This is a genomic window from Paracoccus sp. NFXS7 (genome assembly GCF_040148865.1).
Lineage (GTDB): Bacteria > Pseudomonadota > Alphaproteobacteria > Rhodobacterales > Rhodobacteraceae > Paracoccus > Paracoccus marcusii.
The window spans coordinates 13,204-37,016 of the sequence record NZ_JAKEKV010000014.1; the positions used below are offsets into that span (position 1 = coordinate 13,204).

At 66.1% G+C, this 23,813-nt stretch carries 23 protein-coding genes; all 23 read right to left on the reverse strand.

Annotation, left to right across the window (positions count from 1 at the left end; all coding sequences use genetic code 11):
• Positions 1–370: 370 nt before the first annotated feature.
• The 23 genes from LZ686_RS17120 to LZ686_RS17230 all read right to left on the reverse strand — a co-directional run bounded on the left by LZ686_RS17120 (position 371) and on the right by LZ686_RS17230 (position 23,802).
• Positions 371–2,944: a hypothetical protein gene (locus LZ686_RS17120; protein ID WP_349548565.1), complete on the reverse strand. Its 2,574-nt coding sequence runs from the start codon at positions 2,942–2,944 to the stop codon at positions 371–373.
• Positions 2,945–2,966: 22 nt separating this feature from the next.
• Positions 2,967–5,945: a putative Ig domain-containing protein gene (locus LZ686_RS17125; protein WP_349548566.1), complete on the reverse strand. Its 2,979-nt coding sequence runs from the start codon at positions 5,943–5,945 to the stop codon at positions 2,967–2,969.
• Positions 5,946–6,007: 62 nt separating this feature from the next.
• Positions 6,008–6,385 carry a DUF4376 domain-containing protein gene (locus LZ686_RS17130; protein ID WP_349548567.1) on the reverse strand — a complete coding sequence of 126 codons (378 nt, stop codon included), beginning with the start codon at positions 6,383–6,385 and terminating at the stop codon, positions 6,008–6,010.
• Entirely contained in the window at positions 6,382–6,696 is a 315-nt protein-coding gene (locus LZ686_RS17135) for a hypothetical protein (protein WP_349548569.1), read from the reverse strand. The genes LZ686_RS17130 and LZ686_RS17135 overlap by 4 nt, the downstream gene beginning before the upstream one ends.
• 11 nt (positions 6,697–6,707) lie before the next feature.
• Entirely contained in the window at positions 6,708–7,409 is a 702-nt protein-coding gene (locus LZ686_RS17140; protein ID WP_349548570.1) for a hypothetical protein, read from the reverse strand.
• A 48-nt stretch (positions 7,410–7,457) separates the two neighbouring features.
• Complete coding sequence (locus LZ686_RS17145) at positions 7,458–8,351, reverse strand: hypothetical protein (protein ID WP_349548571.1); 894 nt, start codon at positions 8,349–8,351, stop codon at positions 7,458–7,460.
• The gene (locus tag LZ686_RS17150) at positions 8,348–13,123 is read right to left on the reverse strand and encodes a hypothetical protein (RefSeq protein WP_349548572.1); all 4,776 of its coding nucleotides are present in this window, start codon (positions 13,121–13,123) and stop codon (positions 8,348–8,350) included. Before LZ686_RS17150 ends, LZ686_RS17145 begins: the two co-directional genes overlap by 4 nt.
• A 278-nt stretch (positions 13,124–13,401) precedes the next feature.
• Entirely contained in the window at positions 13,402–13,734 is a 333-nt protein-coding gene (locus LZ686_RS17155) for a hypothetical protein (RefSeq protein WP_349548573.1), read from the reverse strand.
• Positions 13,735–13,751: 17 nt separating this feature from the next.
• Complete coding sequence (locus LZ686_RS17160; RefSeq protein ID WP_349548574.1) at positions 13,752–14,252, reverse strand: hypothetical protein; 501 nt, start codon at positions 14,250–14,252, stop codon at positions 13,752–13,754.
• 92 nt (positions 14,253–14,344) lie between these two features.
• Positions 14,345–14,782 carry a hypothetical protein gene (locus LZ686_RS17165; RefSeq protein WP_349548575.1) on the reverse strand — a complete coding sequence of 146 codons (438 nt, stop codon included), beginning with the start codon at positions 14,780–14,782 and terminating at the stop codon, positions 14,345–14,347.
• 2 nt (positions 14,783–14,784) lie between these two features.
• Positions 14,785–15,087, reverse strand: a complete 303-nt coding sequence (locus LZ686_RS17170) for a hypothetical protein (protein ID WP_349548576.1) — start codon at positions 15,085–15,087, stop codon at positions 14,785–14,787.
• A gap of 2 nt (positions 15,088–15,089) precedes the next feature.
• Positions 15,090–15,434, reverse strand: a complete 345-nt coding sequence (locus tag LZ686_RS17175) for a hypothetical protein (RefSeq protein ID WP_157020389.1) — start codon at positions 15,432–15,434, stop codon at positions 15,090–15,092.
• Between the two features lie 85 nt (positions 15,435–15,519).
• The gene (locus tag LZ686_RS17180) at positions 15,520–15,921 is read right to left on the reverse strand and encodes a phage tail terminator-like protein (RefSeq protein WP_349548577.1); all 402 of its coding nucleotides are present in this window, start codon (positions 15,919–15,921) and stop codon (positions 15,520–15,522) included.
• A complete protein-coding gene (locus LZ686_RS17185) occupies positions 15,918–16,415 on the reverse strand; it encodes a hypothetical protein (protein WP_349548578.1) in 498 nt (165 codons plus the stop codon). Before LZ686_RS17185 ends, LZ686_RS17180 begins: the two co-directional genes overlap by 4 nt.
• Positions 16,412–16,600, reverse strand: a complete 189-nt coding sequence (locus tag LZ686_RS17190; protein ID WP_349548579.1) for a hypothetical protein — start codon at positions 16,598–16,600, stop codon at positions 16,412–16,414. Before LZ686_RS17190 ends, LZ686_RS17185 begins: the two co-directional genes overlap by 4 nt.
• A 57-nt stretch (positions 16,601–16,657) precedes the next feature.
• Positions 16,658–17,734: a phage minor head protein gene (locus LZ686_RS17195; protein WP_349548580.1), complete on the reverse strand. Its 1,077-nt coding sequence runs from the start codon at positions 17,732–17,734 to the stop codon at positions 16,658–16,660.
• 1 nt (position 17,735) lies between these two features.
• Positions 17,736–18,083, reverse strand: a complete 348-nt coding sequence (locus tag LZ686_RS17200) for a hypothetical protein (protein ID WP_349548581.1) — start codon at positions 18,081–18,083, stop codon at positions 17,736–17,738.
• Between the two features lie 3 nt (positions 18,084–18,086).
• Entirely contained in the window at positions 18,087–18,503 is a 417-nt protein-coding gene (locus LZ686_RS17205) for a hypothetical protein (RefSeq protein WP_349548582.1), read from the reverse strand.
• Positions 18,504–18,561: 58 nt separating this feature from the next.
• Entirely contained in the window at positions 18,562–19,095 is a 534-nt protein-coding gene (locus LZ686_RS17210; RefSeq protein ID WP_349548583.1) for a hypothetical protein, read from the reverse strand.
• 58 nt (positions 19,096–19,153) lie between these two features.
• On the reverse strand, positions 19,154–20,158 hold the full coding sequence (locus LZ686_RS17215) for a hypothetical protein (protein ID WP_349548584.1): 1,005 nt from the start codon (positions 20,156–20,158) through the stop codon (positions 19,154–19,156).
• A gap of 102 nt (positions 20,159–20,260) precedes the next feature.
• Positions 20,261–21,049, reverse strand: coding sequence for a hypothetical protein (locus LZ686_RS17220; RefSeq protein WP_349548585.1), 789 nt, complete (start codon positions 21,047–21,049; stop codon positions 20,261–20,263).
• A gap of 65 nt (positions 21,050–21,114) precedes the next feature.
• The gene (locus LZ686_RS17225; RefSeq protein WP_349548586.1) at positions 21,115–22,464 is read right to left on the reverse strand and encodes a DUF4055 domain-containing protein; all 1,350 of its coding nucleotides are present in this window, start codon (positions 22,462–22,464) and stop codon (positions 21,115–21,117) included.
• A 3-nt stretch (positions 22,465–22,467) separates the two neighbouring features.
• Positions 22,468–23,802, reverse strand: coding sequence for a PBSX family phage terminase large subunit (locus LZ686_RS17230; RefSeq protein WP_349548605.1), 1,335 nt, complete (start codon positions 23,800–23,802; stop codon positions 22,468–22,470).
• Between the last annotated feature and the right edge of the window lie 11 nt (positions 23,803–23,813).

The window sequence follows — 23,813 nt, forward strand, 5'->3', positions numbered from 1 at the left end:
CCGTCAAAAATGCGCAATGTGCAAATTCGAACGCCAGACGTGTCCGATAGCCGGGGTTATCCCTCACTCAGCCTTTACTAGGCGGGTGTATCGGCGTCTTGCGGAGGCCCCCGGAAACCCCTTCCGGGGGCCGGTTTTTCGCCGCTAACCATGTGCCAATTTAGACAGGCGCGCAGGGCTCCAAATGGCGCTACGTTTGCCTTCGGTCGGGCAGTGGTTCTGGGAGGGGTGGCTGCCTGACCGACCAAACATCTCAGAGCAAAATGTACGGAACGGTTCTGCAATGCAGCAAGTTGTGCAGACGTATTCGTAACCAGTGCCGGAAGTGCCAAATAGGGTCTCGCCAGAAGGCGAGGCCCTTTTCTTTGCATCAAGGCATCGAGGGCAGCAGGAAGCCATGTACAGTCATGCTGCTCGGTTCAGCGTAGTCGGCAGCGGTCCACCCTGCCCACAAGCGATGCCGCTCGATCGTCGCCATGGCATAGGCGTCGGTGGTCGTATCCCAGATGAAGCCGTCCGCCATGTCGGCAGGACGGATTGTCTCGAACAGCACGCCGTCGATGTAGAAGTCGCACTTGTCGGCGAACAGTTCCGTGACAAGCCGCTGCTGGACGCCAGGCGTGAACGGCCCCAAGGCCATCTGCCGCTTGTCCGACGATGCACGACCGCCGCCCCGACGCGGCATGTGGACGGCAGGTGCCCAACCGATCACGCCGTTCCGTTTCACCAGTTCGAAGTCCAGCTCCTTGCCGTTGCCTGCATGGACGAAGAACGCGTTGACCGCCTTGTCGGTGTGGCTGGTGACGACGGCGCCCCACTTGCCGCGAGGCGCTTGACGACGGTTCACCTGCAGCGCTCCGGTGCGCCAGCATCCATCGACCATACCGGCCCGCAGCGTGACGGACTTGTCGGCGTTGTAGTCGATGTTGGTAGGCGTGCCGATGCTGCCCCCGACGCCGTTTTCTTCATCACCGCCCGCCCAGTTCGGCAGGTAGATGTGCATGTTCGGGTTGTTCCAGTCGAAGTCCAGCGCGCGGTCGACACCGAAGTCCTGCACATGGCGGAAGCTGGGCAGCATCTTGCTCGGCGCGGGTTCGGGCATCGGCTGCGGCGCGGGGACCGGCTCCGGTTTAGGCGCAGGCGTAGGGGTCGGCTCCGGATCTGGCGCCGGGGCCGGGGTCGCCGGTTCGGCGGACAGGTGGGCTTCCAGCAGGCTCACGCCCTCCTTCAGCAGGCTCAGAAGGGCAGTCAGCAGTTGGCGTTCGGCCATGTCGAGTTCCTCGGGGGTTGGTTCCGGAACGGGGTCTGGGGTGGGTGTCGGGGTAGGCGTCGGCACCGGGTCAGGCTCCGGGACCGGCACAGGCGCGGGCTCAGGCACCGTGACAGGCGCATCCTCGATCAGCGCCCGCACCGCGGCCCAGGCCGGATTGCGGTCGCCCAGCCAGCGCTGCAGGCCGTGGCAGATGTTCTGGTCGGGCATCCGGCATTCGACCGACATGCACAGCGGGCCTTCGAAGCCTGCGGCATCGAGAGCGGCGAAGGTCGCGGCATAGACCTCGCCCATCTGCGGACTGACCGAGAAGGCATGGATGAACGATCGCAGGGCCGTGCTGCCGCCGACGCCGTTCATGTGGTTGCCGACCTCGTAAGCGCCCAGCTCCATGCCGTATTTCGACGCCTCGGTGCGGTAGTGCCGCCACTTGGGTACCAGGCTGCGGACCGTGCGGTCTGCGCCCCATGCGTTGCCCGTCAGCAGCTGGTCGCGGATCCGATCGAACGCCGCGCCCTGTGACAGGGAGGTACGCCAGCCCTCCAGCTGCGAGGCCCGGCCGCCATAGGCCATGCCGCCGTCGATCTGCGCGTGCACGGTCAGCATGTCGATCACCGAGTGCGGTGCGACGTAGACCGGCAAACCCCGCGTCCCGCTACGGTCCCGCCACAGCGGCGCCAACAGGATGTCAGCCTCGCCGCCGACCCAGTCCGCCTGGTGCTGGACCACGGTGTGCAGCCGCTCGTCCCCGCCCCAGACACGGCGCCAGATCTGCGCCATCTGCACCGACCGCATGCCGTACCAGTTCCGGAACTCAGACCCGGTGCTAATACCGAAGGTTTCGCGGCCCCGGGCGGCGCAGTAGTGGGCCTGCGGGGTGCCTGAGAAATCCCAGGTCTTGGTGCTGTACTCGACATAGACCTGCCGCGGCGCGGGCATCAGGTCACGGATCAGGACTGCGCACTGGCGCATGTGATCGTCAGTAGCCGCAGTCGGCAGGCACAGCCACATCGCGGCATCGATCTCCCGGCACAGCGCCGCCATCCACTCGTAGGGCACGAAGCGGTGGAAGATCTCGTCGGTCGGCAGCGCCCGGCTGGCCCAGTCCGTGATCCGCAGCCCGCCTTGGTTCTCCGACGTCAGGATGCCGATCCACTCGTCGAACCGCAGTGCGTGATAGGGGGCGATCTCGGTCAGGTACTGCCGGCGGAAGATCTTGCCCCGGTCGGCGTCGGCCCAGTCATCCTGGTGCACCAGCGCGATGTTCTTGATCGGACCACCTGTGGGATCGATCGTCCGGACGATCAGGTCGATCCAGGACGCGCCATTGGCGGTGAAGTCGAACTGGATCTCGTTCGGCGACACGCGCGTGATGTTGCGGGCCCCGTGCAGATCGATGGTGCAGGTCCCGTCCCACCGCAGACGGTGACGGCCCGAGCCGCCCGCCTCTGCCGGCATGTTGTGGAACAGGCAGGTGCGGAACCCGCCCGAGCCCGGCGGGATCGAGATCAGCTGGCCGCCGGGGGTCATGTGACCGTCGGCGACCAGTGCATCCCATTGCGCGCCGCCTCGGTCGGCCTGCCAGGACCACGCCTGCTTGAAGGCGTTGATGAAGGGGCGCGCGGACTCGCCATTGATGACGCCGAGGCGCGCCGCTTTGTTAGCGGTGGGCATGAAGTGTCCTTTCTGGACGGTTTCAGGAGAGGGTGATGCCCCACTTGGTGGCGATGTCCTGCAAGGCTTGGACGATCTCGGCGTCAGAGCGGGCGGTGTTCTCGATGACAATTTCGTAGAAGTCCAAGTTGCATTGCGCGCTGGAGTAGCTGCTGGCGTTCACCGTCCGGGACGCGAACAGATAGAAGGCCAGGTCTGTGCTGAAGGCGGTCACGTCCTGCGCCGCGGCATCGACGGTCTTCGCCAGCTGGTTGTCCCAGACCGTAACCGCCGTGCCTGTGTGCTTGATTGCGACGATACGCGCGGCGCCCGATGCCTGCCCTGTGCCCCAAGAGACGTCGTTCGTTGTCCCCTCAAGCAACTGCCGCCGCACAGACGAGGCGGTCGTGTTCCTGCGGATCAGGGCAATCTGCTCCGAGCTGGCATCACCGTTCGCGTTCTCGGACGCCGACCAGATGTAGCCGGTGTTCGTGTCCGTCGGGCGATAGGCGGTGATGACGGTGTAGGGGCGATCGTTGCCTTGGAACATCTGCGAGATGGCATCGGTCGGTAGGGCCTCGAACCGGGGGCGCGTGCCGCTGCCAGAGGTGTCGCGGGTCACGCGGATGATGGCTCGCCCATTCTGGGCATCGGCCACGCGGTTCTTGGTCCCCGCGACCCCAGCCCCAGCTAGGTTTCCACCGCCTGCACGCTTGTTTGCCAGTGCCGTGACCTCGGCACCCGACAGCGTCAGCGTGCTGTCGTCCGAAGCATCGAACCAGCCCGGCCCGGCCCATGAGGCGTAGGCCGGGCCCGATCCAGCGGCTGCGGCTGTGATCGTGACCGTTCTCGATGCCGTCTGGCCGCGCGAGTTGGTGACAGTGATCGTCGGGGTGTAGCTGCCAAGCGGCGGTGTGCCGGTCAGCAGGCCCGTGACCGCGTTGTAGGTCAGGCCAGACCCGGCCAAGCCGGTGACCGTGACCGTCTTGCCCATGTGCAGATCGCCGCAGTCGCACAGAGCGTAGAGGTCGGCGCTGATGGGTTGCCCCTCGGTGACAGTCGTTCCCGACCACCGAACGACAGGGCCGACGGCGATCGTGATCGGCTGCGGCACACAGCCATCGCCAAGCGCAGGCGTCGCCGACCGGGCGAGGACCAGCTGCCCCGGATTGTCCCCGATCGTCCCGGCCAGCGTGTTCCCGGTCCGCGTAACCGAAGGCGGCAGCAGGCCGCGCACCCAGGGCTGCGCCGGGGTGTTGTCCTCGTTCGGGATCATCTCGATCACGTCGGCGGTGACGTCGCTGCCCCAGACCTGCTGAGGGGTCGGGAGCGCGAACGAGAACGCCGTATTGAACGGGGTCTCCAGCACGGCCGCCGGGACCAGCGGTTGGCGGAACGTGCCGGTGCTGGGTCGCCATGCCCGCCACCAGTCGCACTCGATGTCGGCGCCGGCATCTCCGGCCGCATCAAAGATCGCCTGGTTGATGCCGGACTGCAGGATGTGGTTCGTCATCATCAGGTGGAACGGCCGCGACGGATCGAACGCGTTGCCGCCGTAGTCGGGCGAGCCTTCGGCCACCAGCGATCCGTTCTCCCAAAGCCGTACGCGCCAGACACCGCCCACTTGCAGGATCTCGAACGCATAGTCTCGGAACTCCGTCTCGCTGACCGGCGCGGTGTTGCCGAGGGTCGGGCCATAGGAGCCGACCCCATTGTTCCAGGTGTTGCGGTTGAACTGCAGCGCGGGTGAGAAGCCCTCGCAGTCCAGCTCCAGGCCGTCCCATCCGTTGCCCGGCTGCGACTGGATCAGCCAGAAGGTCGGGTGCCACTGGTTCCAAGACGACAGCTCGGAAGGGAAGCGCAGGCGCATCTCCATCAGGCACGGCGCGCGCATCATGTTGCGGCGTCCCATGTGGATCATGGACGACAGGTTCAGCTTGCCGTTCAGCGCGCCCATCAGCGCTCGCTCCGCTGTCGTTGCGCGCCGCGACTTCGCCCGCAGGATGCCGTTCTCGAACGTGATCATGTCGGCGTAGCTGGCCGGTACGACGCCGCGGTTCGCGTCGAGGAAGCCGGTATGCCACGGGTCGGCCTCGTAGCCCCCGAGGCTCGCGGCCCCGCGCAGGTAGCGCGGCGCAGTCGACTGGATGCCGTAGTGCCGGGTGGTCATGTAGGCGCCGGCCGCGCTGGTCGGCGTCAGGAAGTCAGCGGCGGTCATGTCGTCGAAGTCGTCGCCGTCCGCCAGCACGTAGCCGTTGTAGATCGTGCCGGATGCACCAGCTTGACCGATGGATGCACCGCCAATGACGGCAGGCGCCGCGTCGGCCACACCGCTCAGCACAGTCTTGGTCACGCCGGGCCCGCTGATCCCGATGGCGTTTCGGGTACGGATCCGGATCGGGTATTCGGTACCCGCCGCGGGCATGTCGAGCACGTACTGGCCAGCGCCCGTGCCGCTCAGGTTTGTCCAGGTGCCGCCGTTGCTGTACTGCAGGGCGGTGATGGGAGACCCACCGTCGCTCGGCAGGTTGTTGATGGTGATCACCACCTGATTGGGGGCCGGGCCGGTCGCCACCGACCAGTCTCCGGTCGCAAAGGCTGCTGGCGCGGTGGGGATCACGATCTCGCCCGGCATGGCCGCCGGGGGATCGTTGAAGATGGACCTGGCGCCACGCCCGTTCACTGCGCGCATCAGCACCGCGACCAGCCCCGCACCGGTGACGGTCACCGGGCCCTTCAGATAGGCGGCCACGGTGTCGAGCGGGATGGCACGGACGGCACCGGCCGGGACGGGGGTGGAGTAGCCGCCGGCGACGGAGATGAACGGCGCGCCGGGGAAGTTGACGGTCGTGCTGTCCGCACCGCGCAGGACGCAGTCGATCGATGCAGCGGTCGGGTTGCGCAGGATCAGCACGTGACCCGCCCCCGGCTCATAGGTCAGGTCGTTGGTGGCGGTCAGGACGATTTCCGTGACGGGCCGCGCGCCGGCCCCCCCGACGGAGGTCTTGATGATGTTGGCCATGGCCCCTCTCGGTGATTGTGCCCCTCGCAGGGGAGATGGTCGCGATGGTTGGGCGGGCTGCTCTAGCCGGGCCAGCCTGCGTCTGGATCGACGGTCTCGCCCGCGTCCAGTGCCGCCAGCAGGTTGGCCTCGCGGTCGTAGCAAGCCTGCACGTGGGCCCGGACGGCGGAGGCAATCGCGATGATCTCGGCACCGGACAGCAGCCGGAACGACCCGTCGCCCGTCTTCCACCGGACGGCATAGTTGGGCTCCAGCATGGCGCTGACGGCGGCCCCTGCGAAACGGGTCTGGCTGACGTCGTCGGTTGCGACCGACATCCCCGCGATGCTGATCCCGGCGCACATCGCCTCGTGGCGGCGGGACGCGATCTGATCGCGCAGCGCCTGGCGATCCGTCTTCTGCTGCTGCTCAGCGGTGACGACTTGGGTCCAGTCGATCATTCGGGCGCCTCCTCGGCATAGGTCACGGGCAGCGGGATCGGTCCGGTCTGGGTGACGGTGATGGGCTGCGGAAACCGGGCCTCCTCGGGCGCGTCGCTGCCGTGTGGCAGGATCAGCGTCAGCGTGATGTGACCGGCTTCGCGGGTGACGTCGGAGGCCAGGAGCGGGCAGCCGACAGCCTCGCGAGGCAGCGTGCCGCCCTCGGCCAGCGGGCCGAAGTCGTAGGCGGTACCGTTGACGGTCAGCACATCGCCATCGAGGGACAGCGACAGGGCATCGGCCCGCAGTTGCGGGGTGAACGTGATCTTCATGGGAGTGATCCTCAGTACCAGCGGCCGACGGCGATGAAGGTGACACGGGTGGCGATGCGGTTCTGCGTGGCTGCACTGAACGCAGACACGCTCATGCCGGTGGTGCTCATGCCGGTGAAGCGCGGTGAGATCGCAAAGGTCGTGCTGGTGGAGTTTACCCCCAGTGTCACCATAACGTCGTCGGCCGGGGTGCTTGTGACGAAGGTGGCGGGAAAGACAGCGACCACCTCTGCCGTCGAGCTGGTCGTCGTGTACCCCCAGCACAACAGCGTGCCGTCCGCAGTGCGCTGGAAGGCCCCGTTGGCATTGGATCCGTTCTCGATCTGGCGGTCCACGATCCAGCGCGTCCCGTCATAGGTTGCGACCGTGTCGGCATCGGTGCGGATGTAGCCGGCGGGCAGCGCGACGTTGGTGATGGTCCGCGCCTCGATCGCGCCCTGCCCGTCGACGTTGATCGTGACCGGACCGGTGTTCGCCGCAGCGGCCCGCCACCGGACCTGCATGCCCGTCGCAAGCGCCACACCCCCGGTGTTCAGCGTGATGGCGTTCGCCGTCCCGCCGCGTGAGGCATAGGTCTTCCCGCGCAGCAGCGGCAGGTCGCCGTTGTAGTCCGAGACGAATGTCGGAAACCAGCCGAAAAACGCGTCTGCCCGCTCCTCCAGCTGCGCAGGGTTGCCGGTGTTCGGCGGCGTGGGCGGTGGGGTAATTGCCATGCAAAATCACCCGGGTGACGGGCGCTCCTGAGATGATGGGTGAAGCTGTTAGACGAGGCTTTCCGCGTCGATGGTCCCGAAGGACTTGCCGGCGCCGATCGTCAGGTCGTAGTCGCGCAGGATGCCCGCGATGGTCATCCCGAACCGGTCCTCGCCTTCGATGGCGTAGAAGACGCAGATCTTGGACGTGATCCGGCGAATGACCTGCTGCACGCGGGCCTCCCCGCCGGAGGGCACCGAGAAGCGGAACCGGACGATCTCGCTGACAGGGCGCGGAACGATGAACACGCCCCCGAACTCGTCGCGGTCCTTCCGGGAATAGTCCACGATGCCCAGGCTCGATCCCATCAGCGTGATGCCGATGTCGATCTGGTTGCCGATCATGATCTCGCCGACCTCGGCCGAGCCGGTCGAGGCGACGGTGATCTCGATCGAGGACCCGGACGGCAGCGACAGACCCGGCAGGATCAGGTCCGAGCGCACCGTGAAGGGTGTGTAGATGTATTCCCAGAACGTCCCCACTTGGTCGCGCGAGGCGAGCTGGAAGGTCTGGTCGTAGATCAGCACGGCACCCGGAGTGGTGACCCTGATCCGGACGCTCTGCGCATCGAGCCCGAAGAACGCGATGCTGTTGAGGGTCCGCGGCGGGCGGATCGTGTAGGTGATGTTGCCGGGCTGGCGGGTGACCCCGCCAAGCCGGTTGTCGAAGGCGCGCCAGCGGTTGGTGGCCCCGATCCGGAACCACCACTGCGACGTCACATCGGTGAGAGGGTCATGCCCGACATTGGCCGCCTGGATGCTTTCCCAGATGGCGTTCTGCCGGATCACCCGTGCGCCGTTCTCGTAGCTCGTCCCGGCGGCCCATGCGGGATGGTCGGTCTCCGGGACATTGCTGGCCAGCATCATGGCGGGGGTGACGTCGTACGGCTCGATGATCTTCACGTCGCTACCTTGTTCTGGTCGGGATCGATCTTCACGCCTACGCGGTTCATTTCACGCAGGTCCTTTTTGGCATCGGTCGTACTCTCAGCGGTTTTCTGGCTGAAGGCTTTCACATGCTCCATCTCCCTTCTTAGCGCTTGCAGCTCCCGCACCACCTCGCTGTTGTCCAGCATGGCGCGGCTCTGGCGGTGGCTGAAGATGCGGCTCGGACCGGTTGCTTCCAGTTCCGGACCGTTCTCGCCCACGATGCGGAGGCCCCCGAGGTGGGTGCCGCCCGTCGCGAAGCCCGGCGTGTTCCGCAGCGCCGTTTCGGCAGACGTGAACCGTGCCCACAGCCCGCCCGAACCCCAGAGTGTGTTCCAGAACGGGTGGTTGTGGTCGGTGATGTGCCGCCCGTTGATGAAGAAGTGCCCGGTGTGAGGATTGGACCGCACGCCCTTGTCGTTCAGCACGAACGGGTTGGCCGTGGTCACCCCGTACTGCGTCATCATCTGCCGGATGGTGCCGTAGATGCCGCTGACCTCCTGCTTCAGGCGCTCCTTCTCCAGGTAGTTGCGCTCCAGGTTGCCCGTGGGATCGTAGACCGTCCCGCGCAGCAGGTCGCCGCCGTCAAAGGCCGCCAGCCGATTGCGGATCTGGCTGGTGTTGAGCCCGGCCGTGTTGATCCCCGCGGCCCGCGACATCGCCGTGAGATCGGCATCGTCCACGAAGTGGTTGCCCGCGGCATTGGCCGTGAGGCCTCCGACATACGTGTTCAGGGCCGCGACCTTCCGCTGCCGTTCACTCCGCGCCGTCTCGGCCGCGATGGCCTGACGCAGATCCACCAGCGACGTGCGCAGCGTGCCCATGCTGGCGCGCAGCCCGTCCGCGCCTGTGAGCGACGCCGTGACGTTGGCATTGCCCAAGGCGTCGCTGACGCCCGCGACGATAGTGCGGGCATCGCCGGCCCGCAGTGCGATGCGATCGTCCAGGCTGCCAAGCTGACCCAAAAGGCGCGTGATCCCCGCCTGCGTCAGGGTGTTGCCTGCCGCCAGGTGGTTCTGCACGCCGGTCAGGATGTCGACCTGCCGCTGCTGCAGTGCCGCGACCCGTTCCAGCGCCGTCGCAGTGGTGTCGGTCCTGACCGCGACCTTGCTCAGCGCCACGGCCACGCGGGCCTGTGCCAGCGCGGACTCGGTCCTGGACCGTGCCATGTCGTTGACGCTGGACAGGTAGCTGTCGGCCACGCCCGGCAGACGACCCGCCGCCTCCACATCGCCGCTGTTCGCCTGCATCAAGGTGCGCTGGTAGAGCGCCTGGTTGTAGGCGCGCGCCTGCTGAGGGCTGAACAGTGCCGAGGCCGTGCCCCGGAGCTTGTCCAGATAGTCGCGGATGCCGTCACCCGCCTTGCGCCAGTCGGCCGCGGCGGACGTGTTCAGGCGGATCGCTTCGGACAGTCCGCCGATGACGGTGCCGATCGAGGCGACGACCCGATCCTGCAATGCCGTCATCTCCCGGGTGAAGCCAGAGATCTGCGGCAGGATCAGGTCGAAGGCGCCCGACAGGCCGATCAGCGCGGCATAAGCCTCGCGGCCCGCCTCCGTGGTCAGGTCTAGGGACGCGATCATGCGGCGATACTCCTGGCGGGTCTGCGGCATGGCGATGCCCAGCTCCGCCAGCGCGGCCGAGGTCTGGCGGGTGGTGACCGCCAGTCGTTCGGCATCGGTGTAGAACGCCTGGTAGTACTGCTGCGTGGCACTCACCATCGCGTCCAGGCCGCCGAACGCTTCGGCGATCTTGGATGCCGCATCCGCACCGGCAAGGCCCACGGCATGGAAGCGGTGCCCCAGGGTGTCCATGATGCCGTTTACGCCGGTCAGCGACGTGGACAGGCGGTTCAGGGCCTCCGTGGTGCTCTCGCCATCCTTGCGGAGGGCATTGAGGCCGGGGATCATGCCGGCGAAGCCGTCGCCGAGACCCGCGAGGGCCTGCTCGACGGCGCGCTGCGCATCCTCCTTGCTCATGCCCTTGGTGCTGATGGTCATCTGGTGCGCGAAACCCGCAAAGGTCTCGGCCTCGAAGCCGAGCGCCGCAGCGGCATCCATGACGCCGGTCTGGATGTTGCCCACGATGCTGGACAGCGCGTCCTGGGTCTCCTGATCGGCGCGGTCGTAGCTGGTGCGGGTCTTCTTCGACAGGCCCCAGAACCTGCGCGTCTCGGTCTTGCGGAAGGTGTCGACTGCGGTGTTCAGGCCGTCGACGGTGATGCGCAGACCGGCGTCCAGTTCCTTGGTCTTCTTCCTGAAGAAGGAGAACACCGCGGCGACCGCCAGCAGGGGAACGGCGATGGCCCCGGCAGCCGAGGCGAGCCCGGCAAGACTCGTCGTCGCGCCGCCCATCATCAGCGACGTGTACTGGGTGATCGACCCGATGCCGCCCATGGCTGCCTGCAGGCCGCCAGTGAAGGCGGACATGGCCGCCGTGCCGAGCGACGCGATGCCGCCCAGAACGCCACCGACGCCGGTCAGACCGCCCACGGGAGCCCCGGCCGCGCCGAGTGCCGAAGACAGCGCGCCGCCACCTCCAGGAATGCCGCCCAGACCCATGCTGATCATGATGCGGTTCTTGGCGGCCATGGCGATCATCTGCGCCAGCCAGGACTTCAGCATGTCGCCGATGTCGGAGAGCGTGCCCTTGAAGCCGCTCAGCAGCCCATCGGTCATGATGTCGGTGAACTTGCCCGCCAGGGGCAGGCTGTCGGCCAGCTGGATGTTCAGCCGGCGCTGTGCCTCAGCCATCTCGTCCTGTGACAGTCGCCCGGTGAGCTTCGCCAGTTCGGCCACCTCGCGACGGTACTTTGCCATCGGGTCGAGGACCTCACGCCACTTCTGCGCCTCCTTGTCCAGGTTGTCGCTGAGCTTCTCGGCCTCCTTTGCAGCCTTCTTGGACGCCTTCTCGGCTTCGCTGGCGGCTGCCTTGCGACCCTTCGCGACTTCGCCCGTAGCTTTTGCCAACGCCTTTTCTTCGGCCGTCATTTCACCCAGCTGGGCGATACGGTCCAAGTCTAGCTGGTAAAGAGCTTCCGCGTTGTATTGGTCAACACCGGCGGCGATCTGGCGATCTCTGCTCGCGGCGGCCTCAATCTGCATCTGCTTGATGGTGCCAGCGATAGCAGCGTCGGCACCAGCCTTCTGGGCAGCAATGCGAGCACCGATGACCTCGATCTGGTTGTCGATGCCAAGCGAAAAACCAGCAGCCGCGGATAGCGCGGCAGCAAGGTTTCGCGCTGCGGCCGCCGCATTCGAAGCTGCGGCTGCTGCATTGTCCAAGTTTCCACCCAGCTGAAGGCCGAGCATTGATGCTTGGGCGAGTTGCTGAGCGGTTGCCATGATCTCCGGGGGGATCGCAGCGCCAGAGCGCTGAGCCTCACGAAGCTCCTGAACCAATGCTGCTGCGGCGCGAGCCTGTTCTTGCGGGCCCTTGGCCTCCTCTAGGGCTTTCATAGCCTTGTTCAGTTCGACCGCCTGCCCATAACCAAGGCCGTATTTGTCGGCCAGGTTGCCGATCGCCACTGCCAGACGTCCAGACGCTGCAGACATGCCTCCGAAGTCGCCAATGCTAGCTTTCGACAGCGCGTTGATCCGCTCAAGCTCGGCCCCGAGGCCTTCGAACTGACCAGTCGCAGCAGCAATGGCCGCACTCATGGCCTGCACCATTTCCAATTCGGCGAGGTCCCGCATGACCAGGTACAGAGCGCGCGCTGCCTCTGCATTGGCACCAAACTTGGTCGTCAGATCCTCGACAGACAGATTGGTGCCGTCGATGGCCGACTTGTAGGCGCTGAATGCGCTGTTCAGGTCGGAGACTGCATCCTCGGCTGCTTTGGCGCTATTTCCCATGGATAGGAACAACGGCAGGACCGCAGCCCCAACAGCGACGATTGTGCCAAGACCAGCACCCAGCAGTGCCAGCTTCCCTGAGACACCAAGCGCACCTGCAAGCTGGGGGAACTGCTGTGTGAATGCTGTCAGAGCGGACTGTCCCGAAGCGACCTGCACAGCAAAATCTTGGAGCTGGAAGGACGCATTGGTGATCTGTGGTGTAAACCGTGCAAGTCCAGCAGATGCGCCTGCAACAGCAGGGGTCAGCCCCAGGTAACGGGTCTGCGCCAACTGCAAAACCCGAGCGTGCTCGCCTTCGGTGATGATCTTTGCGCGAAGCGCGGTGTTGGCGGTCTCAACTGCTGCCTCATATCGCTTTGATGAAGCATAGACCGGGTCCAGAGCATTCCGCAGAGCTTCGTAGTTCCCCGTGGCCTGCGCAACCGCGGCTGCCTGCTCACGCTGAGCTTGCTCAGCCGTTTCCGCTGCCGTCGCGACGCCCAGATATCGGCTTCGAGCAATTTCTAAAACGGCATTGGCTGCCTGCTGCGAAGCGCTGCCGTCGATGACCATCCGAGCAAGGTCACCCTGAACCAACGCAAAACGCTGGCTTGCGGCATAGGCAGGATCGATCTGTCGACGCAGATCATCGAACGTCCGTGCTCCCTTGGAAACCTCTTGAGCAGAACGGCCCATCGACTGAGAAACCGCTCGCTCCAGCGACTTCATAGTCGCATCGAGACCACCCATGACACCGAAAATCCGTGCCATTGCCTGCTCAATGCTCTTGGCACTGACCTTGAGAGTGTCTTCAACCTTGCCACCAGTCCGCGCAAGACTGTCCATTGCAGTCTCACCTTGCGCGAGACTGGAGGAGTCCACGACTAGGGAAAGGCGAGCGGTTTCGTTCATGGGATTGTCCTTGGCGCACGTACGAAAGCCCCGCAGCATGGTGCAGGGCGAATGGAGGATTGAAGTGAAGCTAGCAACGATCGCCACTATGGGGCTGCTTGCGGCAGCCAGCGGCGCGACGGCACAGGACACTGCCACAGAGGAAATGAGGCAGCGCATAGTCGAGCAGAGGCTCTATGAAGCCTGCGTCCGGCTTTATGCTCAGGACCGTGATGGGACTATCGTTATGCCAACATGCTACGAAGCTTTCATCAGGTTTGGCCTGCCTGATTAACAGGTCAAACCCACCACGATCCTGCTAGCGGCGGATCCCGCAACGAGTCCTCCGCCTCGGCCTGCTCGGCCGCATAGCCATTGCACATCGCGTGCAGTGCCTCCGCCTCCCACGGTTCGTTGATCGCCCGTGTCAGGCGCGCGAAGGCGTCCAGCTCGGTCCAGTCCACGCCACGGGTGCCGTTGACGTCCGCTCGGACCGGGCCGAGCTTCCACATGGCGTCGATCAGGTATGCTCCCGCCGCGACGGGGGGCATCTCGACGGCACGGCCCTTCTTGCGGGCGTACTGCAGCCGCGTCTCCTTCCAGCTCTTTGGCGTCCCGTGAAGGAACGCCAACTGCCGGGCGTAGAGGACTAGGGCTTCGTGGACGCCGCCAAAAAATCGGCATCATCCTGGGCAAAGTCCAGGATCTGCTGCGCGAAGCTCGGCTTGGTCCAGTGCTCGACGTCCTTCTCGCGCATCAGGTGCGCCATGCTGATGAAGTTCAGGTCCAGCAGCGCCGGCGCATCCTCGAAGGTCAGGTCGCGTGCCTTGCCGTCCTCGCCGGCGGTCTGCATGTTGCCGAAGCCCACGATCAGGCGCAGCGCGGCCTTCACGGTGGCCTCGTGCATGTCCTGTGCGGTGTTCGTGTCGACCTGCATGCCGGTCTTGGCGGCGGCCTTGGCCTTCTTTGCCCGTTCCATCTCGTCGCGGCGCAGCTCGGCCTGCACGGCGCGGCTGGATGCGCCCTTGACCATGACGATGCAGGGCTTGCCATTGTTCTCGATCACTTCGCCGGTGGCTTGATCGCGCAGCTCTAGCGGGCGTGCGGTCTCGGCCGCGCCGCGCGCGTCGTATTGCTTCAGAAAGTCCATGGTGTGTCCTTTTCATGGGGTGTGTGAGGTGATGGGGCGGCGGGCCACACCCGAAGCCGCCGCCCCTTACCGATCAGCCGAAGCCGACCGGATCAGCCGACGCGGACCGTTCCGGAGTTGACGCGGAACTCGCCGCTCAGTCCCTTCATGGTCGACGCGTTGCGGGCGCGGTCGCGCAGGTTGGCGACCTTGCCGTGGTAGTAGATGATCTGGCCGTCGGGATCGGTGATCCGGACTGAGACCTCGTCGTTGGTGTTGTTGGCCGTGCGCAGGATCGTCTGCCCGGCATCGGGGCCGTCGGTCAGGAAGGTGAAGGGGATCGACCCGCCGTCCAAGGCGCCGTTGGCGTGATAGGTCCGCCCGGACAGGGTGGTCTCGGTCACGTCCTCGGACTGGTCGCCCGTCTCGCCCCACTCGGTGATCTTGCCGACCGTGGTGAAGCTCCTGCCGGCGAAGCCTGCCGCGTCGACGGTTGCGGGAACGCCCGCGGATACGGCGATCAGAGCGCCGATATAGGTGATGAGTGCCATGATCAGGCGTCCTTCTTGGTTTCAGCGGGCGCGGCGGCCCGTTCGGTGGGGGAGAGCGGGATCTGCGGGGACGGCTTGCGGTCCGGCGCATCGATCACCGACGCGGTGGCCTCGGCGGCTTCGTCGATCGGGTCGGGGTCGTACTCGACGTCGATCATCCTGGCCGCGACCATCGTGGTGATGGTGCGGACATTGTCGGCACTGCGCAGGACCGCGTTCGTGGTCTCAAGGCGGTCCAGCCGGGCCACGGTGTGGCCGGTCGGCAGGATCACCGCCTCACGGGTGTTGTTGGTGATGCTCGCCATGATCAGCTCCCCAGGAGCACGGCGACGAGGCCGGTGCCGGTCACGTTGATGGCACCCTGCAGGTAGGCCGAGATGGTATCGAGCGGGACGGCCACGACGCCGCCGGCCGGGATCGCACCGACCGCGAAGCCCGCCGCGACTGAGATGTTCGGGGCGCCGGGGTAGCTGACGGTGGTGCCGTCCGCTCCGTCGATGACGGACGACACCGCACCTGCCGTGGGGTTGCGCAGGATCAGCACCTGGCCGGTGCCGGGCTCGTAGGTCAGCACGTTCGTTGCGGTCAGGGTGACCTCCGTCACGGGCCGCTGACCGGGGCCGCCCATGGACGTTTTGACAATAGTGGCCATGAGCGGCCCCTTTCGCTGGTTGGGCCCTTGTCAGGGCGGTTGGTGAAGCTGGACAGGTGTGCCGCAGGCGGCCCGTGACGGGCTGTCAGGCGGCGAGGAACGAGATCACGACAGGCACCCGCCAATAGGCCCCGTCGGTCATGCCCTCGCGCGTGTGCGGGGGCTGGGTGATGGTGATCATCTGGCTCCCTGCCGCGAAGCGCGCGCCTGCGGGGAACAGCGCTGCGATGGCATCGGCATGGCGGTTGGCCGGGCGGGACGTGGAGCCCCTGGCGACCACCACCGTCGCGATCAGGCGGCCGACCATCTCCGGCGCCGTGGCGGCCAGCGTCTGGTCGGTGGTCGCGGCCTTCACCAGATCGCAGGAGACATAGGGCAGATTGCCCGGCGCCTTGGGATCGAAGTCCTCGTTGGGCCATGCCTTGGGCAAGGCGGTGAACCCTGCCAGGCGCTCCCGCAGCGCGGCCTCGATCGCTTCGACGCTCATTTCAGCCTCTCGACGTTGCGGGCCACGATCTGCTCCCACTGGGCGGCGGCGCCGTCGACCCAGTGCTTGCCTTCCTGGTTGAAGGTGCGGCCGAGGCTGTCTTCGCCCACGAACCCCTCGTGCTGGCGCATGGCGTGCGCCGCGGTCCATCCGATGCAGGCGATGTCGCCGGGCTGCATCTGGGTGACCAGCAGGGCGATGTTGGCCGATGAGTTGGCCCCGCTCGTATCGGCCGCATCGCTGGCTTGTCCGATCTGCGAGCCGTTGAGCTCGGTCACTACGCTGTTGATCAGGTGGCCGTCATCGACCGGCATCCGGCCCCCGTTGGCGATCGGGGTCTGCGCGATGTCCATGACCTCCTGGATGCTCTCCGACAGAACCGCCTGCATCTGGGCCTTTGTCTTGTCGGCGAAGGCCGCGATCGAGGCGGCGAAGGATCGGTCTGCCATCTGATACCCCAATAAAAAAGGCCGCCCTGAGGCGGCCAGCGTCACTCGACCCAAGCCCAACTTCGTCGGTTCTTGATGGCGGAGACCTGTTGCGGTGAAATCTCGAACTCGGAAGCGATCGCCTTTCCGCACTCGCCAGCCGTCAAACGCTCTCGAATATCGCGAACGATCCGTGCATCGAGCTTGGCGGTGTTCACGTCCATGCCCCGGCGGCTAGTGCGTACTTCCATGACGACCTTCCTCTGGCTGGTGATGTTCGCAACCCTAGGGAGAAAACACATCGTCACCTAGTCTTTTAATAGGTCCGACTTGATCCGGTAGACTGCCAGGCAGCGGCACTGGATGACGTTGGCCGCCAGCCCTTTCGAGTTGCCGGGGCTGTGCTGCAGGTCGCCGGGGTACTGCATGAAGACGCCCGGGGCAGGGTTGAAGAACTCGCCTAGCCTGATCGTATCGTCGTGCAGATGGCGGTGGCTGTCCCGCACTCGCCCGTCCAAGGTGGCCTGCCAGCGGATGCGCACCTGATCCTGTCGGACCGTGCCACTCTCGACCAGCTGCAGGAATCCCTCATGCCGCCCGGCGCGCAGGCCGTTCAGCGCCTCGGTGCGGCCGATGGTGTCGCCACGGTCCTTCAGCAGCTTGTTGCGCAGCTGTTTGCGGCTGATCGCGATGTCCGCGTCGCTGACGGCCTCCCCGGCGCGGTAGGCGCGCAGGATGCGCTGCTTCGTCGCCTCGTTGACGCTCTCCAGCGTCACGAAGGGCGGCTTGCCGTCGCGCGGAACGGTGACCAGGTCGCGGACACCCTCCGGCGTCATCATGCCGTCCAAGACCTTGCGGAACACGCCCTGGCGGCGGCCGTCGAGGCCGATGAACCCGCCCTCGCGCTTGCCGGTGGCCGGATCGACGCGGCCGACGATGGCACGGGCGGTGTCGCGCGGGTGCTGCCCCGCCTCGGCCGCCTCGCGGATGACGATGCGGGCCTGCTCCTTCTGCTCTTCGATCACCTCGGTGATGAGGCGCGACGACTGCTGCCTGATCCACCGCTCGGCGCGGTCGTGCCGCCCGTTGAAGCTGAAGACGAAGCTGCTGCCGTCGTAGGGGTCACGGATGCGCGTCTGCGCGAGGGCCATCGGGCCGCCCACAATATAGGAGCCGCGCTGTGCCTCGTAGAGCGGGCTGAAGAAGCCTTGCTCCAGCCGCAGCGCCTCGATGGCACCCTCAATATCGCCATCCCGGATCATGTCCTCGACCTGCTTGAGGCGGATCGCGCTGGTGATCTGGTCAATGGCGGCGATAAAGGCGTCGCGGATCGCAGGCTCCAGCTTGTCCAGAGCATCCTGAATGTCAGCCGGCAGTCGCGCCATGTCAGGCCCTCAGGATCAGGTCGTAGTACAGCGCGACCCCGCCCGGAGCGAACGGCTCGCAGCGGACGATCGCATAGCTGGTGGTGCCGATGCGCAGGTGGTCGGCAGGCGTGGGCGTGGTGCCTTCCGCTGCCATCATCTCGCGCCGATCAGACGCCTGGATGGTGGTGCCGTTCACCAACCCTAATGCTAGCGTGTCGCGCAGCAGCCTGACCGGGATCAGCTGGTCCGGCCCGGCGTGCCGGTCGTGATCGGGGCCGGTCCAACTGACGCGCACAAGCGTGGCATCGTAGCCCACGTCACCGAGGGCGCCAGCCACCTCGGCTGCGATGGCCTGCCAATCTTCCATGGCTCACGTCCTCATGAGAAACGACACACCACCCATGGCGGACCGCACCAGCCCTGCCAGAAGCCCGTCGATGATCGCCGAGCGCGGCATGTAGGCATCGGGCCCGGACGCACCCCTGACACGCTCCCAGGTCAGCTTTCCCGCGCCGACCAGCACCTTGTCGGTGGCCGGGGTCGAGACGGGTGACAGGACGCCGGGCGTGCGGGTCTCGATGACCGCAGCCTCAATGATGGCGTGCTTTACCGCCTCCGGAACCGCGTCCTCCTCCCACTCCGACAGCCACCGGCTGTTGAAGCGCGCGGCGATGTAGCGCTGACCACGGATCAGGTCCGCCGGGCCCGGCTTCGGGGTGACGCCTGCCGCGCTGGTGTAGTCGGTGGCCTCGGCTACGGTTACGGCCGGGACGGTGTAGCTGAGCATCTGCCTGCCTCCGCTGTGCTTTGGATGGGGGCCGGATCGGCCAGCCCCACACCGAAGATCAGCCCTGCTTGTCGGCGATGCGCGCGATCATCGTCGCGCGGCCGGCGGCGTGGTGGGGCTTCTCGCCCAGCACGTCCTGGTAGCGCGCGCGAAGATCCTCATCTGACAGGGTGTCGAGGTCGTCGCCAACCGGATGGTTGCCGATGATGGCCTGCGCGCCGTCGGTGATGACCACGCCTGCCTCGTCCGCGCTGTTCGCGGGCGCGCCGGTCTCGACGTTGGTGTTGCTGGCCTTGATGCCGGTGCCGCCGGTGGCCGCGACCTCGGCGTTGGGCGCGAAGTTGCCCTCGCTATCCGCCAGCAGGCGGGCGGTGCCTTCGGGGTCGGGGCGCACCGGCTCGACCTTGTCTGCGGCCTCGGCCGACTTGCGGGCCTCGGCGGTGGCCTGATCGGCCATTTTGCTGAACGCATCGGCCATTCGGTCCATTGCGGTGCCGCCGGCCTGGGCGCGCGACTGCAGGATCATCGCCCGGCTCTCGTCGCGGCGCGCGATGGCCTCGGCAAGCAGCGGGTCGTTGTCATGGGTGTCCATGATGCTTCTCCGTGTCTCTGAAAGGGAAGGGCAGGGGCAGGGGCCGAAGCCCCCACCGTCAGCCGTTGGTCACGACGGCGACCATGCGGACCAGCTTCGGATCGTAGACCCGCGTCCAGTTCGCGCCGCCGCCCAGCTCGGTGTCGCTGACGCCCGAGGCCGAGGCCGGGGTGCCGCTGAACGACACGCCACGGGGGTGCATGACCCAGTGCCGGCGGTACCAGACCGTCTCGACGCCTTCACCGTTGCCGGCCGAGGCATTGCTCTCGATCTCGACGGGCTTCTTCGGACCACCCTCGCCGGTGGCTTCGGCATAGCCGATGGCCCCGTTGCCGAAGAGGTAGGTGGTGTACTTGAAGCCGCTGGTGTCGCCGGGCTCGCGGGGGCACTGGTCCGAGACGTAGACGATCTTGCCGTCCCAGGTGTCGAACTCCAGGCCGGTGGCCGGGTCCTTGAACCGCTCGATCGCCCGAGCGGCGCGCAGGTTGAAGAACACCCGCGAGTGCATCAGGACGGCCGACAGGGTGGTGCCGTACTCGCCCAGCAGCGCATAGGCGTTCGACACGATCTCGGCATCGAAGCGGACCGGGGTGACGGCGCCGTCCTCGGATGCCACGTCTAGCACGTTGCCGGCCATGCCGGGCGAGGCAAACACGCCGCGCATCTGCAGGCCCATGATGCGCTGCTCCTCGCGAACCCAGTATTCGGCGATCAGCTGTGCCACGGCGTCCAGCGGATCCTCCGCCAGCATCGAGGCGACCAGGTTGGCCGACTGCCAGCCGTTGTTGCGGCGGATCTTGCGGGCCATGTCCTGGCCTTGGGTCAGCTTGTTCGGGATGGCGTTCTGCGCCGGATCGTCCGTCGAGACGTTCGAGTTGCCGGTCAGGTCGTTCCAGAACGGCATCTGCACCAAGTCGCCGGGACCGTTGGCGAAGCGCTGCAGCTCGGCATCGGTTGAGACGATGGGCGAGTTGCGGATGCGCGACAGCTGGGCGATGCGCTGGATGGTGGTGGGGAGGAAGAGCGGGCCATAGATGACGTCGCTCAGGCGGGTCGTAGCCATGTGAGGCTCCTTTGCGTGAGATTGCCTTGCGGGGGATGGTCAGCCATCCCGTCGGGCCCGGCTGATTGATGCGCCATCGGCGCGGTTATTGCGGAGAGCCCGTCACCAGTTGGGCGTGACGCCGGCGGCCTGGGCCATCTGACGCGCCTTGGTGGGGTTCTCCGAAATGGCTTGCTGCTGCTTGGTCAGGTTCGGCTTCTTGCCGTTGCTGCTGTCCCAAGGGTTGTCGGCGAAGCGAGCGCCGGTGCCGCCCTGTGCGTCGCTGCCTGTGGCCTTCTTGACGTAGATTTTGCCTTCTTCAGAGCCGGACCAGTCCTTGACGTAGCTGCCGAGCGGCATGGGACCCATGTCGGTGTCGACCTGCGCTTTGAACTGACCGTCTTCCTCAACCAGCTTCACCGCGCCCTTGGACTTCAGCAGGGCCATCGCGCCGGGCTTGAAGGCCGGATCGACGCCCGCCTCGTCCAGCGCCTTCGACAGGCCGTCGTCGATCGACAGCTTGTTGACCGCGCCGGTCAGAGTGTTGATGCGCTCGTCCTTCTTCGCCAGCTCGGCTTGATGCTTGCGCTCCAGCTGCTGGCGGATCTGGGCGACCTGCTCGTCGGTCTTGGCGGGGGCCTTGCCCTCCGCCTGCGCCTGCAGTGCCTCGTAGGCATCGGCGTCAAAATCGTCGGGCAGGCCTTCCAAGCGCGTCCGCGCTGCGGTCAGGTCCGACTGCAGGGTGCGGTTGGTCTGCTTCTGGCGCTCGTGCGCCGTCTTCAGATTGACCACCGTGGGGTGCACGTCGATGCCGTCGAGGTCGAGGACGAACTTGCCGTCGATCTCCTTGTACTCGGCGCGCAGGGCTTCCGGAACGTTGTCCAGATTGTCGAGAAGGGTCTTCAGAGCCATCGGCTCACTCCTTGTGATGAAACCTGCCTCGCAGGCATGAAAAAGCCCGCCGAAGCGGGCTGTCGTCAGAGGTCGTCGTCCTCGCCCCCGCCTTTCGGCTTGATGAGCGCGAACTCCTCCTCAGCTGTCCGCTCCGCGCTGGCGATCTCGCCGCGCTGGAGGTTCTCGTAATAAGTCTCGTAGCTGATGCCGCCGCCTTGCCAGACGCGCATCAAAGCCTCGGCCTGCTCGGGCGTCATGCCCGCGTCCACGAAGGACAGGTTCGGCTTGACCACGACCTGATTGGGGTCCGCGCCGATCATCACCGCGATGTGCCGCAGGCCCTTCTCCAGCCCCTGGGCGCTGGTCAGGGCGACAGAGGTCAGCGTGGCGGTCTGCGCCGCGTAGCGGATGCGCAGCGCGTCGCCGCTTTCCGCTGATCGCTTCTCGCTGTCGAAGAGGCGCGCCCCGGCCGAGGCGGCGTTCTCGCGCTCGTCTAGGATCGCAGTGCGATGCGCCTCGATGCCCGTGCCGGACGGCCCGACATACTTGGCATCGGGTGCGTGATCTTCCCGGCTGGCAGTGAGGCTGATGACGACCCCGGCGCCGACGGCCGCAGGCGCGTCGCCGTTAATGATGACCAGCGTCTCCTGGCCCGTCATGTAGAGCTGGTGCCGATAGTCCGCGTCCAGCCGGTACATGGCCAGTGCGGCTCGGGCCACGCCGATCAATGGCGGCTCCTGCGGAGATACGGACAGATCCTGCGGGCCCATGACCACCAGCGGAATGGCCGTGAGGGCCGCCCCGCCGCGCGCGGTCGGCTGCACAGGCTCGCCATCCTGCTCCTCGCCGTCGTACTTCTCGACGGAGTAGCGGCCTTCATCGAGCCGCAGCACTCGGTATGCCTTATGCTGCTTCCACGAGAAGCCATCCCGGGACAGCCCACTCTCGTCCAGCACGAAGAAGTCGCGGGAGGGAGACCAGTTAATCAGCGCCTCTGTGGTGTAGCCGGCCAGCCAGGGCAGGTCCGAGCCCTCCGACGCGGCATCGGCCAGCAGCCCGTACCGCCCGGTCAACAGCAGCTCGCCCGTGATCCGGCGGTGCAGGGCCTCTAACGGCAAACCATCGGCAGTAGCGCGCTCCCACAGCCCCTGCATGGCGGGTGGCATGTCGATCTGCGCCTCGGTGCGGTGGATGACGCCGATCATGCCGCGGATCGTCGGCGCCAGGATCTCCGAGAACTGGGCCCGCGTCTGGTAGGCCTCGAACATCTTGGCACCGCCATCCTCCTGGACACGGAAGCCGGACGGCATCGGCAGGTATCGCTCGCCCGCGGCCTTCACCGCTGTCTCGCCGTGCGCGCAGTCGCGCATGAGGGCCCATTCGTCGACGCGGTCGAGATAGTCCGGGTGCTTGGTGTCGACGGTGCCTGTCATCGCTCAGTACATCCCTACCATCGTCGTCGTGGTTGTCTTCGGCGGCGGCGGTTTCTTCTGCCGCGGCGCATTCGCCATCACAAAGGCATCCGCCAGGTTCGGCGATGCGACCTTGCGCTTGCTCAGGTCTTTCTTGCTCTCGACCTTGACCCGGCCCGCGTTGTCGAAGTCGCGGCGCGGTGTAGCCAATTCGTCGATGAGCCGGTCGAGGTGGTCACAATCCGGACTGATCGAGATCAGGTCGTGCGGCTCGTAGTGCATCTCTCGCGTGACCGCGTTGAAGGTGTTGCGGAAGCGGCGTGCGACGTCCCACCAGGTTTGTGCCTTCAGATTGGCATAGTAGTCGCCGTTTGCAGGCGATTTGGGGTCATCCTGATCGGCAGGATCGTCGGGGTTCACCACCCCATCACTGGCATTAAACCGGTGATAGCCATGGCTGACGCCGAACTTCTTGTTGAGCGCCTGAAAGTGCGCGCCTGCGAAGGCTCCGACGCCGATACTGTCGTACTCAATATCGGCCCCGTTATCGCGCGCCAGGGCGTGCACCCGGCCTGCCGACTTCAGCAGTTCGTCCTCGCGCCCCTTCCACTCCTCGGCAAAGGTCGCCTCGATGCCCTCCATCAGCACCTGGGCGTTCTTGTCATCGCCACTGTCGGCCACGTCGAAGCCGATGCGTCGGGCCGGACCTCTGGCTATGCCAAGGCGCTTGCACGCATCTAGAGAGGCCATGATCCAGGACCGCTTGATCACGACGGCGTCGTCATCCTCGCGCGGCTGGCCCAAGTAGATGTGGGCGAACTCTTCGGCGTCTTCGGCCTCCTTCGCTTCGATGATCCGCAGCATCGTCTCCGAGAGGAACGGGTTCTCGGTGTAGTTGATGTGCCGCTTGATCGTGTCTGGCGGGGTGTTGGCGACGAACCGGCGCCAGACAAAGTCCGTAACCAGCCGCGGGTTGAACAGGATCCAGACCTGCGAGCCTTCCTTCCGGATCGTCGGCTCCAGGATCTCCCACTGCTCGGCGGTCAGGTTGTGCGCTTCCTCCAGCCAGAGGATGTCGATCCCTTCGAGCGACTTGATCTCGTCGATGTGCCGCCAGAGGCCGTAGAACAGAAACTCGGCCCCGGTGGTGTTGTGCCGGATCGCGTTGTCGGTGATCGTGAATTGAGCCTGCAGCCCGAACCGCTCGATTTGGATCTTGAGCAGCGTGTAGACGGACTCAGCGATCTTGTTCTGGAACTGTCGGGCACACAGCACGCGGATGCGACACTTGGTGGCGAGAAACACCGAGAAGCCCGCGGCGTCCCATGATTTTGACGACGCCCGGCCGCCGTAGAGCACACGGTTACGGG

Excerpts from the sequence above, each read along its gene's own strand:
- LZ686_RS17120 (WP_349548565.1), bottom strand. The coding sequence starts at position 2,944 with ATGCCCACCGCTAACAAAGCGGCGCGCCTCGGCGTCATCAATGGCGAG.
- LZ686_RS17125 (WP_349548566.1), bottom strand. The coding sequence starts at position 5,945 with ATGGCCAACATCATCAAGACCTCCGTCGGGGGGGCCGGCGCGCGGCCC.
- LZ686_RS17130 (WP_349548567.1), bottom strand. The coding sequence starts at position 6,385 with ATGATCGACTGGACCCAAGTCGTCACCGCTGAGCAGCAGCAGAAGACG.
- LZ686_RS17135 (WP_349548569.1), bottom strand. The coding sequence starts at position 6,696 with ATGAAGATCACGTTCACCCCGCAACTGCGGGCCGATGCCCTGTCGCTG.
- LZ686_RS17140 (WP_349548570.1), bottom strand. The coding sequence starts at position 7,409 with ATGGCAATTACCCCACCGCCCACGCCGCCGAACACCGGCAACCCTGCG.
- LZ686_RS17150 (WP_349548572.1), bottom strand. The coding sequence starts at position 13,123 with ATGAACGAAACCGCTCGCCTTTCCCTAGTCGTGGACTCCTCCAGTCTC.
- LZ686_RS17160 (WP_349548574.1), bottom strand. The coding sequence starts at position 14,252 with ATGGACTTTCTGAAGCAATACGACGCGCGCGGCGCGGCCGAGACCGCA.
- LZ686_RS17165 (WP_349548575.1), bottom strand. The coding sequence starts at position 14,782 with ATGGCACTCATCACCTATATCGGCGCTCTGATCGCCGTATCCGCGGGC.
- LZ686_RS17170 (WP_349548576.1), bottom strand. The coding sequence starts at position 15,087 with ATGGCGAGCATCACCAACAACACCCGTGAGGCGGTGATCCTGCCGACC.
- LZ686_RS17175 (WP_157020389.1), bottom strand. The coding sequence starts at position 15,434 with ATGGCCACTATTGTCAAAACGTCCATGGGCGGCCCCGGTCAGCGGCCC.
- LZ686_RS17180 (WP_349548577.1), bottom strand. The coding sequence starts at position 15,921 with ATGAGCGTCGAAGCGATCGAGGCCGCGCTGCGGGAGCGCCTGGCAGGG.
- LZ686_RS17190 (WP_349548579.1), bottom strand. The coding sequence starts at position 16,600 with ATGGAAGTACGCACTAGCCGCCGGGGCATGGACGTGAACACCGCCAAG.
- LZ686_RS17195 (WP_349548580.1), bottom strand. The coding sequence starts at position 17,734 with ATGGCGCGACTGCCGGCTGACATTCAGGATGCTCTGGACAAGCTGGAG.
- LZ686_RS17200 (WP_349548581.1), bottom strand. The coding sequence starts at position 18,083 with ATGGAAGATTGGCAGGCCATCGCAGCCGAGGTGGCTGGCGCCCTCGGT.
- LZ686_RS17205 (WP_349548582.1), bottom strand. The coding sequence starts at position 18,503 with ATGCTCAGCTACACCGTCCCGGCCGTAACCGTAGCCGAGGCCACCGAC.
- LZ686_RS17210 (WP_349548583.1), bottom strand. The coding sequence starts at position 19,095 with ATGGACACCCATGACAACGACCCGCTGCTTGCCGAGGCCATCGCGCGC.
- LZ686_RS17215 (WP_349548584.1), bottom strand. The coding sequence starts at position 20,158 with ATGGCTACGACCCGCCTGAGCGACGTCATCTATGGCCCGCTCTTCCTC.
- LZ686_RS17220 (WP_349548585.1), bottom strand. The coding sequence starts at position 21,049 with ATGGCTCTGAAGACCCTTCTCGACAATCTGGACAACGTTCCGGAAGCC.
- LZ686_RS17225 (WP_349548586.1), bottom strand. The coding sequence starts at position 22,464 with ATGACAGGCACCGTCGACACCAAGCACCCGGACTATCTCGACCGCGTC.